This window comes from Streptomyces sp. NPDC002867 (assembly GCF_053591895.1).
The window spans coordinates 12,807-25,559 of record NZ_JBSFUR010000010.1 but is presented as its reverse complement, the minus strand read 5'-3'; the positions used below and the strand labels follow the sequence as shown (position 1 = coordinate 25,559).

Below are 12,753 nucleotides of genomic sequence, written 5' to 3'. Positions count from 1 at the left end.
CACCCACACGCCCGAGGAGATCCGGTGAGCAAGAAGAACATCTTCGTGATCGGTCTGGACGACGCCAACCTGAACACCCTGCTGAACGTGCCGAATGCTCGCGAGTACCGCATCCATCCGCTCTTGACCACGGAGGAGCTGCAGGTCGGCGAGGTGTCCGTGCCCGGGCTTCTGGAGAAGGCCGAGGGCATATTGAACGCGTTCGACGGAAGCATCGACGCGATCGTCGGTTACTGGGACTTCCCGGTGAGCACACTCGTGCCCATCCTGAGTGAGCGGTACGGCACGCGCAGCACCTCTCTGGAATCGGTCGTCAAGTGCGAGCACAAGTACTGGAGCCGCCTGGAGCAGCAGAAGGTCGTGGAGGAGCACCCGCGTTTCGGCCGGGTCGATCTCGAGGCCCGGGATCCGCGCCCGCCCGAGGGCGTCCGTTTCCCGATGTGGCTCAAGCCCGCGCTGTCGTACTCGTCGGAGCTGGCCTTCGGCGTGAAGAACGAGGAGGAGTTCCGCGCGGCGGTGGAGGAGATCCGCGAGGGGGTCGGCCGCGTCGGCCGCCCGTTCCAGTACATCCTCGACCAGCTGGACCTGCCGCCGGAGATGGAGGGCATCGGGGGCCAGGTGTGTCTGGCGGAGGAAGCGCTGTCCGGCATCCAGGTCGCCGTCGAGGGGTACGTCCACCACGGCGAGGTCACCGTCTACGGTGCACTGGACTCCATCAACTATCCCGACAGCTCGTCCTTTCTGCGCCACCAGTATCCCTCCACGCTCCCCGAGCCCGTGGTGCGGCGCCTGCACGACGTCTCCGAGCGCGTGATACGCCGGATAGGGATGGACTCGGCGACGTTCAGCATCGAGTACTTCTACGATCCGCGGACCGACGCGATCAACCTGCTGGAGATCAATCCCCGGCACTCCCAGTCGCACGCCGAACTGTTCGAGTACGTCGATGGCGTGCCCAACCACCACTGCATGATCAGCCTTGCTCTCGGCAAGGACCCGAGCCTGCCCAAGGGCGCCGGTCGCTACAAGACCGCCGCCAAGTGGTACTACCGCTGGTTCGTCGACGGTGTGGTGCACGATGTGCCTTCCGATGAGGACCTGAGGCGCATCGAGCGGGAGATCCCCGGTGTGCGGATCGACATGGTGCCCGAGGAGGGCCAGCGGCTGTCTCAGATGCCGGAGCAGGACAGCTACAGCTATGAGCTGGCCCACGTCTTCACCGGAGGGGACAGCGAAGAGGATCTGCGCGAGAAGTACGACCGCTGCGTGGCCGCCTTGGACCTCACCTTCAACCGGCCCACGTCGGGAGGCCGGGACGAGAAGAGCACCTGAGGCAGCACGGCCCCGTCCGGCCGGTGTGCCGAACAGGATCCGGGGCAGCCGCCCACCCCGAGCAAAGACAAGGAGAGAGCCGGCCGCATGCGCTGTGTGAGCAACCTGCCCTACGCGACAACGGAAGAGGAACACATCGCCGTCCCCATGTCCGACGGCGTCTGCCTGTCGGCCCGGATCTGGCGTCCCGTCTCCTCGGACGCGGAACCCGTACCGGCCGTGCTGGAGTACATCCCGTATCGCAAACGCGACCTGTCCTCGGTACGCGACTCCATCCATCATCCCTACATCGCCGGTCACGGCTACGCCTGTGTCCGCGTCGATCTGCGTGGGACGGGCGAGTCGGAGGGTGTGCTGGCGGACGAGTACCTGGAGCAGGAACAGAGCGACGCAGAGGACACCTTGGCCTGGCTGGCCGAGCAGCCCTGGTGCGACGGCAACACCGGCATGATGGGCATCTCCTGGGGCGCGTTCGCCGCCCTTCAGGTCGCCGCACGGCAACCGCCGAGCCTTCGAGCCATCGTCATCGCCTCCTTCACCGACGACCGGTACGCCGACGACATGCACTACATGGGCGGTGCCCTGCTGTCGGACAACCTGGCCGAAGCCGGCACCATGTTCGCCTACGCCACGTGCCCGCCGGACCCCTCCGTCGTGGGCGCGCGCTGGCGGGAGATGTGGCACGAACGCCTGGAGAACACCCGACCGTGGGTGCTGCAGTGGCTGCGTCACCAGCGCCGCGACGCTTACTGGCAGCATGCCTCGGTCTGCGAGAACTACCAGGACGTGCGCTGCCCCGTCCTCGCCTCCAGCGGCTGGGCGGACGGCTACTCCAACGCGGTGACCCGTCTGCTGGGGAACCTGGACGTACCGCGCAAGGGCCTGATCGGCCCGTGGTCGCACAAGTACCCCCACCTCGGCGAACCGGGCCCCGCCATCGGTTATCTGCAAGAGGTCGTCGCATGGTGGGACCACTGGCTCAAGGGCGTCGACAACGGGATCATGGAAGGGCCCATGCTGCAGACCTGGATGCAGGACAGCGTGCCGCCCTCCACCCGCTACGAGGAACGGCCCGGTCGCTGGGTGGGCGAACCGGACTGGCCTTCACCGCATGTCGTGCCGACCGCCCACCCCCTCAGCCGGCATCGCATCGGCACCCCCGGTGAGACGACGTCGAGCAAGGATGTCCTGACCGTGCAGTCGCCCCTGTCCGTCGGACAGTTCGCCGGCAAGTGGGCCTCGTACAACGCGCCACCCGACCTGCCCTACGACCAGCGGGAGGAGGACGGTGGCTCATTGGTCTTCGAGACGGACCAACTCGTCGAGCGTGTCGAGATCCTCGGCTCTCCCAGCGTCGAACTGGACCTCTCGGTGAGCGAACCGGTCGCCATGGTCGCCGCCCGGCTGTCCGACGTGGCTCCCGACGGCAGCGCCACCCGCGTCACGTACGGCCTGCTCAATCTCACCCACCGCGATGAGACGGGAACTCCGGAGCCGCTGAAACCCGGCACCCGCTACCGGGCGACCGTCCACCTCAACGGCGTGGCCCAGGCCTTCCCGCCCGGGCACCGCATCCGGCTGTCGCTGTCCACCTCCTATTGGCCGCTCGCCTGGCCCCCGCCCCGACCAGTGCTGTTGAGCGTGTACGAGGGCACGAGCAGCCTGACGCTGCCGCTGCGCCCAGCGGGTGAGCCCGACCACCTTCCCCAGCGTCCGTTCGGCGAGCCCGAGGGCACAGCACCCCTCGCCACCACCCAGCTGACCCCTCCGGAGCAGCGCTGGGAGGTCAAGCGAGACCTGGTCGGCTACAACTCCGAGCTCGAGATCGTCAAGGATCGCGGCATGGTGCGCTACGACGACATCGGCCTCGACGTCGGCCTGCGGGCATACGAGAAGTACAGCGCGGTCGCCGACGACTTCACCTCGGTCAGCGGAGAAGCGACCTGGACCATGCGTTTCCGTCGGGACGACTGGGACGTGCGGGTGGAGACGCGCACCATGCTGAGGTCCAGCGAGACCGAGTTCTTCGTCGACGCCACTTTGGACGGCTTCGAAAACGACCGCCGGGTCTTCTCCCGTACATGGAACGAGACACTGCCCCGCGACCACTTGTAAGGGCTGCGGGGTGGTACCGGCCTGAGTTCGCAGTGCGGTCCCGGACCCGCTGCTCTGGGAGGCCGGCGAGCTCATCACAGGCAGTCGCCCGAGTGCGGTCCGCAGCAGCACGGCCGGGCAGCTCCGCCTTGGACGATCCGGAGCCGGGCGCATCACCCGTCCTACCCTTTGTGCGGTGGTTCTTGTGGTGAAGAGGTGACGGACCGTGTAGCGTCAGTGCCAGCTGTCATGGTTCCGAAGTACCGGTCGCCCGTGAGCGCGAGTTCACGGGCGATTTGCTGTTCAAAGCCTCTGAGGACCAGGGCGATCACCTCCGGCTCCCGCGCGGTGCGGGAACCGATTTCCAGTCCCTTGGAGGGCAAATGGCCAGCGGAACAGTCAAGTGGTTCAACTCGGAAAAGGGCTTCGGCTTCATCGAGCAGGACGGCGGGGGCCCGGACGTCTTCGCCCATTACTCGAACATCGCCAGCTCGGGCTTCCGTGAGCTCCAGGAAGGCCAGAAGGTGAACTTCGACGTCGTCCAGGGCCAGAAGGGCCCGCAGGCGGAGAACATCACCCCCGCCTGAGCCACCTCGGTGTGACGCCCGCCCCGGTCTGCCGGGGCGGGCGTCGGCGTCTCGCCTTTCGACGGGAGCGGCGGATGGCACCAGCGGCCGCCGTGCGCGGCAGGGAGACGGCCGGGTCGGCAGGCTCCGAAGAACCAGGTCGTCCGGCACCCGGCCCAACACCGCGTGTCGCCGCAGGCACCCCCGGGTAGCGTCCGGGACGTGAGCGCAGTGAGACGTGGGCCGGGAGCCGAACGTGGCAGGCCGGCCATGGGGCCGGAGCAGCTTCTGGCGTTCGGGGACGCGGTCTTCGCCATCGCGATCACGCTGCTCGTCCTCGACGTCGGTGTGCCGGACGGGCTGGCCGCCTCGGATATCGGCGACGCGCTCCGCGACGCACTGCCCGACGTGGGCGCCTATGTCCTCAGCTTTGCCGTCATCGGGATGCTGTGGCTGGCGCAGCATGCCCTGTTCACAGCGATCGCCCGGCTCGACGCGTGGCTGTTGTATCTCTATCTGGCGCTCCTGGCCGTGATCGCAGGGCTGCCGTTCCCGACGCGTTTGATCAGCGAGTACGGGGACACCGCTCCGGCGACGATGATCTACGCGGGAGCGATCGCTGCCGCCTCGAGCCTGATGACCGCGATGTCGCTACGGCTCGTCTGCCGGCCGGCCCTGGTGAAACCGGGCATCCCGCGCGAGAGTCTGACCCGGTCCGTCCAGCAGGGCCTGGTCGTGGTGGTCGTCTTCGCGGCCTCGATGCCGCTCACCCTTGCCTCACCCGTGCTGGCGCAGCTCTCGTGGCTGGTCGCTGTCCCGCTGCGCATCTGGCTCTCCCGGCGATCCGACACCGGTCCCTCTCCCGCCTAGAAACTCTCGGCGAACATCCTTTCGACGACCATCACGTGGGGCTCGGCCTACGACGAGCCGCACGAGCGTTACCTGGAATCGGACGACGTCGTCGTGCGTCCGGCACCCCGCATCGCCGCCTACGTCAGTCATGGGCCGGCCGGGCAGCTTCGAGGAGCGGTGGTGGTCTCCGATCAACACCCCTGTCCTCGGACCAGGCGCGCCCCCGCAGGTAGGGCCCAGCGCGGCGGAGCGGTGGTGATGTTCAGGTCATCAGCGTGGTAGTGCCCAGGGCGAGCAGGGTGAGGACCTTGGCCACCTCACAGACCACGTAGAGCAGGTGTGCTCGCGAGCGGGGAACGTCCTCCCCGGACAGCACCCGGTCGGACCGGCGGTTGAGGACGGGCCGGACGCCGACAAGCTGGATCACCAGCAGCGCGGTGGCGACAGCCGTCAGGACCCCTACGGCCGCCGGCGGATCGCCGACGGCGACCGCAGCGATCACGACAACGGCCAGTACGGCCTCGACGCGGTTGAGCGCGCGGAAGACAAGACGGCCGATGCCGAGACCGATCCGTACGTCCACGCCTGGGGCCCGGAACTTCAGAGGCGCCTCCAGGAAGGAGATGGCCAGGACCATCCCGAGCCAGACGAAGACAACCGCGGCGGCGACGGCCGCCGAAGTGGCATGCATACGGTGTACCCCTCTCTCTGCGACGTCCCTTGCGCGTGCGAGCCGGTCTCACAGGGACGGTCCTCATCAGGGGCCCGCGCCCGTCGCGTCCGCTCCCGTGCGGGCCCCCGCTCCTACGGACCCCAGCCAGAGGTCCGGGCCGAAGACCTCGTAATGGATCCTCTCCGCGGGCACGCCGCGCCGCAGCAGGTCGCCACGCACCGCCCGCATGAACGGCAACGGACCGCACAGGTAGGAGGTCAGGTCTCCCGGGAGTGCCAGGCCGCCCACGTCGGCCTGGCCGGCTGCCGCCTCCGGTGCCTGGTCGCCGGGCACCTCCTACCACAGGTGGAGCCGGGCGTTCGGAAGTGCCCGCACCAGGGCGAGCTGCTCCTCGCGGTGGGCGTGGTCGGCGGGGGAGCGGTCGGCGTGGACCGCGATGACGCGGCGTGCCGAGCCGGTGGAGGCCAGATGGTCGAGCACGGCCGGCATGGGCGTGTTGCCGATCCCCGCGGACGCCAGCAGCAGCGGGCCGTCGCCCTCCGGCAGGACCAGGTCGCCGAACGGCGCCGACACGGTCAGCGTGTCGCCCGGCTGGGCGTGCTCGTGGAGCCAGGACGAGACCTCGCCGTCCGGCCTCGCCACGTCGCGGACGCGCTTGACGCTGATCCGCCAGTTCGGCCGGCCGGGAGCTGGCCGGAAGGACGCCGCCGGCCGGCCGTCGCAGGGTCGCAGGAGAAACGAAACGACATCGGGCGTCTCCTGGCGCCGCTCAGTGATCTCCATGCGCTGCCAGACCTCGCCCTCCGCTGCGCCCGCCTCCCCCAGCGTGGTGGTGGGCAGACGGCGACTCCCCGGGGCCGGCAGACGGGGCGCCGGCGCCCGGGGTTCTGTTCGACACCGCAGCGCCGTAGGTGCTCCCCCAGGCAACGGCCGGTTCGGTGTGGCGGCCGACGGAGCCCGGCCGGCAGGCGAACGAGTTTCGCCGGTCCTCAGTCACCGTCCCGTTCGCCGGTCAGCAGGCGTTCCAGCCGGTCGAAGCGTTCGTGCAGGGCTTGGAGGGCGTCGTCGCGCAGATGGTGCGCGCGACTGAGCCGTCGTTCCTCCCGCCCGACGAACCAGGTCGCCAGTGCGGCCGTGACCATGCCGTACGTCGTGATTCCGACGACCATGACGACCGAGCCGACGCCCCTGCCCCATGGCGTGATCGGGTAGAAGTCCCCGTAGCCGACGGTGGTCGCCGTCTCGATCGACCACCACAGCGCCCTCGGGTACGACGTCAGGTTCGCGCCGCGCGCCCCCTCCTCGGCGGCCACGACGGCCCAGGAACCGCCGAGCATCACCAGCACGAGGACGACTGTCGCGCCGCCCGCCGCCTTCAGGTGCAGTGACCGTCCTTCCCGGCCGAGCAGCACGCCGACCGCCCTGGTGAGGAATCCGGGAAGCATGATCACTCCTTTCGCCCGCGCCCAGTGTCCACGCGGGCAGGTGCCCCGGCATGCCGAGCGGGGCGTTCGGGTCGCCGTCGAGAACCCGGCTGCGCCGGCCCGGTGCATGATGTGTTCCTTTCCCTTGATCGGTGGCCCGGATCCTCACCCGCGGGGGCTGAGGGCGGAGGTCAACGGGGCATCAGGTCTTCTACGAGTTGTGCCGACTGAGGACCGCAGCGGGGCTGCGCAACGAGGTTGCGCGGGCTGCGCCGAGACGCGCAGCTCCTCCTCGGCGTAGGACACGCGCCGACGGCTCCGGCGGGGCGACGCGCTGTTCGGGCGCGCTCGGCCCGACGCGCCGGGCCATGGCGCGGCGCGTCCTCACGGAACCCGGCGAGGACAGGCGTCGGGCATGTCACGGTCCCCACGGGGCACTCGGAGAGCGGGGTGTCTGCCCCGAAACACCGAAACGCAGAGGGAGATCCCCGGATGTCTTCCAAGCTGAACACCATCGTCCGTGAACTGCGGCGGTACAGGAACGCCCGTCGCCGGCCGCCCGTGGACTCCCGCCTCGGCAGAGGCCCTCACGGCGTCTCCACCGTGGCCGTCGTCCGTCGGCTCGTGCACACCCTCCGCACCCGAGGGGGCTCGAGTCGGCGGTGACGCAGGCGCGTGCGAACACGACGAGTTGCGGCTCCGCAGGGCAGGCGGGGGAAAGAACGAGGGGGCAGGCGATGACGGTTGACGACGGCCTCGCGGCGTGGACCGTTCGGCATCCTGCCCCGGTTCGTGGCCTGCTGGGTCGTTCTGCCGGCATGGGTCCGCAGGACGGGCTGATCCCTTTCGTATGCACCGTACGGACGTCTTACTCGCCGCATTTCTGGTTGTGTCGCGACGTTATCGGCAACGGCGACACAAGACCTGTACGAAAGGTGAATCCCATGAGCGGAAGCGAAAAGGTGCGGGGTAAGGCGGAGAAGGCGCAAGGCGCGCCGTGGGCAATGAGCGTCTGACCGCAGAGGGGCGAACGGAGCAGGCGCAGGGTGATATGCGCGAGGCCAAGGGAAAGGCGAAGGGCGGAGCGCGCAAGGCGAAGGACGCCTTCAAGCGATGACGCGTGCCCTGTGCCGCCGACCACTGGGAAGTGGTCGGCGGCACTGTTTTGCGCGGGGGCGCGTATACCCGGGAAGGGCTCCGAGAAACGAGCCGTATTGCGCGCATGCCGGTTCGGGTGCGGGGCATACGGGATTTCGGAGGTGATGAGAAATGGTTCCCCTGCTTCTCGTCCTATTGCTTGCGCTCGTTCTTTTCGGTGCCGGTTTCGCCCTCAAGGCACTCTGGTGGATCGCCGTCATCGTGCTGGTGGTGTGGTTGCTGGGATTCGTGGTCCGGCCCGCGGCTTCAGGCGGCCGACGGGGCCGCTGGTACCGCTGGTAGGAATCCGCCCCTCGTATGCAGGCGGCCCTTGGCCGTCGCCGAGCAACCGATGCCGCACGATCCATAGTTGAGAGGACTCTCATGGACCCCAACCTCTGGGCATACACCCCCGCTTCCGGCCGCACGACCGGCGCCAGCCTGGTCGGCTTCAAGGTCGAGGCCACCGACGGCAGCATCGGGAAGGTCGACAAGCACTCCGACGAGGTGGGCTCCGCGCACATCGTCGTCGACACCGGCCCCTGGATCTTCGGCAAGCATGTCCTGCTGCCCGCCGGAGTCGTTTCGAGCATCGACGTCGCGGCGGAGACCGTTCATGTCTCCCGCACGAAGGAAGAGATCAAGAACGCGCCCGAGTTCGAGAACGATTCGCACGCCGACGACCCGGGATACCGGGACAAGCTCGGCGGCTACTACGGCGGCTTCATGGGCTGACATCCGATCCCCGAGGCGGTGGTGGACAGGGAATCGTTCCCGGTCCGCCCCCGCCTCGTGCCCGGCTGTTGTCCGGAGCGGCCCTGCCTCCCGTGTGCTTATTGGGTTCTCCAATCGCCAGCGTGTACACCTACGCATCGTCCGTCGGCTCCCTCAAGGGTTCAGCACCGATACTCGGCGGCATCTGATCGGTCTTCAGGCGGACTGAAGCGCTAGCCCATCCGCTGCGGTGAGCCGGTCAGTCGGTGCGGCGGGACGGGTCAGAGTCAGCCCACCGAGGGCTGTGCCGATCAGTCCCACCACCAGGGCCACGATGCCCCCGCCCAGCCCATTGCCGGTGCCGAGGAAGATCGGTGGACCCGGGCCTGGGTATGACCGGCAAGCGTGAGACCGCGTGCTCAAGGGGATGGTCGCCCAGGGCCCGCGACGGTGGTGATCAACGCCGAGGGCGAGAGGCTGCTGCTCGCCGCGTCCGGAACGACGATTTCGAGCTGCTGACGCTTATCGGCGACGTTCTGGACATACCCCGGACGTGCTGTGGCGGGGTCTGAGTATCCATCCCCGTCCTCGGTCGGAGCCTTTGCGTGCTTGACGTCGTGCTGGGGACCGGGCCGGTGCGCGGCACGGCCTGGGGCCGGCGGCGGCTATGACCGGGCGCTGGAGCGCACCTGCGGGCGGGCGGACAGCATCCGGCCAAGTGCCAGGATGCTGAGGCCGAACATCAGGGTGCCCAGGGGGACATGGAGGGTGGGCATGTGCGCGATGCCCAGCACGACCTGGACCGACGCGAGGCCGAGGAAGCCGGTGGCGTACAGGATGGGGCGGGGTGATCCGCCGCCCGGGCGCCAGGCCAGGACCGCGGCGAGCACGTACAGCATGGCGGCTGCGTACATCACCTTCGATACGACGTCGTGCATCAGATAGCCGCGGGACGAGGTCAGCAGCATGCCGGCGGTGACCGCCTGGAAGAAGAGGGTCAGGGTCTGCAGGGCTGTCGCGGTCCTGAGAAAGGTGAGACCGCCGCCGCGGGCCGTCGTTCGTCTGGTCATGCTGTGGTCCCCCTCATGTGGTGTGCGGCAATGGACGGGTGCTGTCCGAGCCGTCGGAGTCAGCACAGGGTGAGCGGGGTCTCGGAGGTGATGCGGGTCAGCTTCTCGGGGTTGCGGACGAAGTACAGGCCGGAGATGCGGGCGTCCTCGGCACGGACGGCCATGATGCCGTCGAGCTCGCCGTTGAGGTGTACGGCGAGTGCTGGGCTGCCGTTGACCACGGTGGGCTCGCAGGTGATCGTGGCCGCGACCTTGGCGGAGCCGCCGAGGTAGAAGCGGACGATTTTCTCGGCGCCGATGACGGGCCTGAGCGCGGCGCGCTTGACGCCGCCGCCGTCGCTGAGCAGGACGACGTCGGGGGCGAGCACGTCGAGGAGATCCTGCGGGTTCCCGGTTTCGAGGGCGCGTTGGAACGACTCCAGGGCCGCCCGGGTCTCGCTCGGGGAGGCCGTCCTGCGGGGGCGGCGGGAGTCGACGCGCCGGCGGGCGCGGTGGGCGATCTGGCGGACGGCATCGGGGCTCTTGCCGACGGCCTCGGCGATCTCGTCGTAGTCGACCTCGAAGACCTCGCGCAGCACGAACACCGCCCGCTCGGTCGGGGAAAGGCTTTCGAGGACGAGCATCATCGCCATCGACATGCTCTCGGCGAGTTCGATGTCCTCGGCCACGTCCGGCGTGGTGAGCAGCGGTTCGGGCAGCCACTGGCCGACGTACGCCTCCCTGCGGCGCTTCATGGTGCGCAGCCGGTTGAGCGCCTGCCGGGTCGTGCTCCGGACCAGGTACGCCCGCTGGTCGCTCACCTGTCCCAGGTCGACCTTGACCCACCGCAGCCAGGTCTCCTGGAGGACGTCTTCGACGTCGGCCGCCGATCCGAGCATCTCGTAGGCGACGGTGAAGAGCAGGTTGCGGTGGGCGACGAACGCTTCGGTCGCCAGGTCGGTGGTGTGGTCGGTCATCTCTCGGTCTCTCTCCCTCGAAGGCCTGGTCAGGCTTCCCGCCCAGCGGTGGCCGATGTCCGGGCGCGCTTGGCCTGCAGCAGTTGCCGGCGGTGGTCGCCCTGGGGCCAGGTGTGCGAACCGGGCTTGCGCGCCTCCTCCGCCAGATGCTTGACGCTGAACCGGCAGGAGAGCTCCTTCAGCTTCGCGCCCGCACGGCCGCCGACGTAGAGCCGCATCGCGGTGTCGTCCTTGCGCGCGAGCTGGAAGATGGCTGCGCGGCGCCCCAGGCTGACACACATGGCGGGGAACGACAGGTTGATGGGCGCGGGTTGCTCACCCGCGATGCGGCCGAGCACCGTGTCGGCGGCGTGTGCGCCCAGGCAGCCCGCGGCGTAGGCGCTCATCCGGAACGGTAGGTCCGACGGTGCGGCTGAGTCCCCGGCGGCAACGATGCGCTCGTCGTCCACGCTGGTCAGCGTCTCGTCCGTGAGCAGGCGCCCCACCGCGTCGGTGCTCAGCCCACTACGCGCGGCCAGATCCGGCACGCCGAACCCGGCGGTCCAGACGGTGACCTCGCTCGGCAGCTCGCGGCCGTCACCGAGGCGCACGGCGTGGCGCGTCACCGCCGTGACCAACGCGTCAGGGCCGTCGAGCACGGTCACCCCGAGCCGGGCGAGCCGCTTGGCAGCTGTGCGTCGGGCCTGAGGGTGCAGGTACGGGCCGAGCACGTCTCCGCAGACCAGGGTCACCCGGCGGCCCTGCTCGGCCAGTTCGGCGGCGGTCTCGATGCCGGTCGGACCGGCTCCGACGACCGTCACCGCAGCCGACGCGGGCGCGGCGTCGAGGACCGACCGCAGCCGCTGCGCGGCCTCCAGGGTGGCGACCGGGTGGGCGAATTCGGCCGCCCCGGGAACGCGCGGGTCGGCGCTGCCACTGCCCGCCGCGTAGATCAGGTAGTCATAGCCGACCGTGCCGCCGCCCGCCAGCGTCACGCTGCGCTGGGCGCTGTCGATCCGGGTCACGGTCTCGACGATCAGCCGGACGCTCTCGGCCAGGATCTCGCGGTAGTCGACGACCGCGTCGTGGGACCCGCCCACCAGCTGATGCAGGCGGAGTCGCGGGACGAAGGTCGGGCGCGGGTTGACCAGTGTCACTGTCATGTCGCCGCGCTTCATCAGGCGATTGGCCGCCATGACGCCGGCGTAGCCGCCGCCGATCACAACCACATCGGTGTTCCCAGTCATGGTCTCCTCCGTCTCAAGGGGGTTCGGCCTCAAGACACCGTGCGATTGATCGCTGTGACAGCGTGTGATGCAGATCACTCCACAGGGCGGGCTAGATACGCGAAGTCCTCACAGTCGGAGCTTGCTCCGGGAGGCGCGCCGCCGGAGTCGAACACCCCCCAAGGCGGCCACGCCTGTACTTCCGCACATCGAGGAGGAGTCGGGGCCATGTCAGTGGCGCCTGCCATGATCCCCGGGCACCACCACCATGGGGAGAGACACATGGGTACCTGGGACGTAGGCCCCTTCGACAACGACACTGCGGCAGACTGGTGCCACGACCTCGACGACGCCTCTGCGGACGCACGCGAGGGCATGGTCCGCGCCACGCTCATCCGCGCGGCCGACACCACCGAATACCTTGACGCGGATGTCTCCGAGGAAGCCGTCGCCGCGGCCGCCTTGGTCGCCGCGCAATGCCCCGGCGGCGAGCCCGCCGATCCCCACTACGGACCGGACGAACCCCTCCCTGATCTCACCGGTCTGCGCGCCCTCGCCCTCCAGGCCCTCGACCGCGTCATGACCGAGCCGTCCGAACTGCTGGAGCTCTGGGCCGAATCGGACGGCGGCTCTTGGCAGGCAACCATCAGCCGGCTCCGCACCACACTCGCGCGGCAGGTGCCGGGCGAACAACTCCGCCTGAGCTGAGGCGTTCTCCTCCTCCCCGCGC

General features: G+C 69.2%; 12 protein-coding genes and 3 pseudogenes. 8 read left to right on the top strand and 7 right to left on the bottom strand.

The window, feature by feature from the left end:
* The first annotated feature begins 24 nt into the window (after positions 1–24).
* The 4 genes from ACWD0A_RS12425 to ACWD0A_RS12410 all read left to right on the top strand — a co-directional run bounded on the left by ACWD0A_RS12425 (position 25) and on the right by ACWD0A_RS12410 (position 4,862).
* Positions 25–1,332 carry an ATP-grasp domain-containing protein gene (locus ACWD0A_RS12425; RefSeq protein ID WP_451297255.1) on the top strand — a complete coding sequence of 436 codons (1,308 nt, stop codon included), beginning with the start codon at positions 25–27 and terminating at the stop codon, positions 1,330–1,332.
* 87 nt (positions 1,333–1,419) lie between these two features.
* The gene (locus ACWD0A_RS12420; RefSeq protein WP_451297253.1) at positions 1,420–3,447 is read left to right on the top strand and encodes a CocE/NonD family hydrolase; all 2,028 of its coding nucleotides are present in this window, start codon (positions 1,420–1,422) and stop codon (positions 3,445–3,447) included.
* Between the two features lie 362 nt (positions 3,448–3,809).
* Positions 3,810–4,013, top strand: coding sequence for a cold-shock protein (locus tag ACWD0A_RS12415; protein WP_100105551.1), 204 nt, complete (start codon positions 3,810–3,812; stop codon positions 4,011–4,013).
* A gap of 201 nt (positions 4,014–4,214) precedes the next feature.
* Positions 4,215–4,862 carry a TMEM175 family protein gene (locus ACWD0A_RS12410; RefSeq protein WP_451297251.1) on the top strand — a complete coding sequence of 216 codons (648 nt, stop codon included), beginning with the start codon at positions 4,215–4,217 and terminating at the stop codon, positions 4,860–4,862.
* 244 nt (positions 4,863–5,106) lie between these two features.
* Here the strand turns inward: ACWD0A_RS12410 and ACWD0A_RS12405 are convergent, their stop codons facing one another.
* The 3 genes and pseudogenes from ACWD0A_RS12405 to ACWD0A_RS12395 all read right to left on the bottom strand — a co-directional run bounded on the left by ACWD0A_RS12405 (position 5,107) and on the right by ACWD0A_RS12395 (position 6,962).
* A complete protein-coding gene (locus tag ACWD0A_RS12405; RefSeq protein ID WP_451297249.1) occupies positions 5,107–5,535 on the bottom strand; it encodes a hypothetical protein in 429 nt (142 codons plus the stop codon).
* A 66-nt stretch (positions 5,536–5,601) separates the two neighbouring features.
* Positions 5,602–6,336, bottom strand: a pseudogene (locus ACWD0A_RS12400) (hemin transporter); the annotation flags it as partial.
* Between the two features lie 170 nt (positions 6,337–6,506).
* Positions 6,507–6,962, bottom strand: a complete 456-nt coding sequence (locus ACWD0A_RS12395; RefSeq protein WP_451297247.1) for a potassium channel family protein — start codon at positions 6,960–6,962, stop codon at positions 6,507–6,509.
* A 958-nt stretch (positions 6,963–7,920) separates the two neighbouring features.
* Between ACWD0A_RS12395 and ACWD0A_RS12390 the strand changes: the two are divergent.
* From ACWD0A_RS12390 to ACWD0A_RS12380, 3 genes and pseudogenes are all read left to right on the top strand, one after another.
* Positions 7,921–8,058, top strand: a pseudogene (locus ACWD0A_RS12390) (CsbD family protein); the annotation flags it as partial.
* A 152-nt stretch (positions 8,059–8,210) separates the two neighbouring features.
* Positions 8,211–8,381 (top strand): hydrophobic protein, encoded by a 171-nt coding sequence (locus ACWD0A_RS12385; protein WP_177149856.1) that lies wholly within the window; start codon positions 8,211–8,213, stop codon positions 8,379–8,381.
* Between the two features lie 81 nt (positions 8,382–8,462).
* Complete coding sequence (locus tag ACWD0A_RS12380) at positions 8,463–8,813, top strand: PRC-barrel domain containing protein (protein ID WP_451297245.1); 351 nt, start codon at positions 8,463–8,465, stop codon at positions 8,811–8,813.
* 195 nt (positions 8,814–9,008) lie between these two features.
* Here ACWD0A_RS12380 and ACWD0A_RS12375 read toward each other — a convergent pair.
* The 4 genes and pseudogenes from ACWD0A_RS12375 to ACWD0A_RS12360 all read right to left on the bottom strand — a co-directional run.
* Positions 9,009–9,158: pseudogene (locus ACWD0A_RS12375) on the bottom strand (DUF6223 family protein); the annotation flags it as partial.
* Positions 9,159–9,457: 299 nt separating this feature from the next.
* Entirely contained in the window at positions 9,458–9,862 is a 405-nt protein-coding gene (locus tag ACWD0A_RS12370) for a hypothetical protein (protein WP_451297243.1), read from the bottom strand.
* A 59-nt stretch (positions 9,863–9,921) separates the two neighbouring features.
* Positions 9,922–10,818, bottom strand: a complete 897-nt coding sequence (locus ACWD0A_RS12365; RefSeq protein ID WP_451297241.1) for an RNA polymerase sigma-70 factor — start codon at positions 10,816–10,818, stop codon at positions 9,922–9,924.
* Between the two features lie 29 nt (positions 10,819–10,847).
* Positions 10,848–12,044 carry an NAD(P)/FAD-dependent oxidoreductase gene (locus ACWD0A_RS12360; protein WP_451297239.1) on the bottom strand — a complete coding sequence of 399 codons (1,197 nt, stop codon included), beginning with the start codon at positions 12,042–12,044 and terminating at the stop codon, positions 10,848–10,850.
* A 261-nt stretch (positions 12,045–12,305) separates the two neighbouring features.
* Here ACWD0A_RS12360 and ACWD0A_RS12355 point away from each other — a divergent pair, with 261 nt between their 5' ends.
* Positions 12,306–12,731: a DUF4259 domain-containing protein gene (locus tag ACWD0A_RS12355; protein WP_451297237.1), complete on the top strand. Its 426-nt coding sequence runs from the start codon at positions 12,306–12,308 to the stop codon at positions 12,729–12,731.
* Positions 12,732–12,753: the final 22 nt, after the last annotated feature.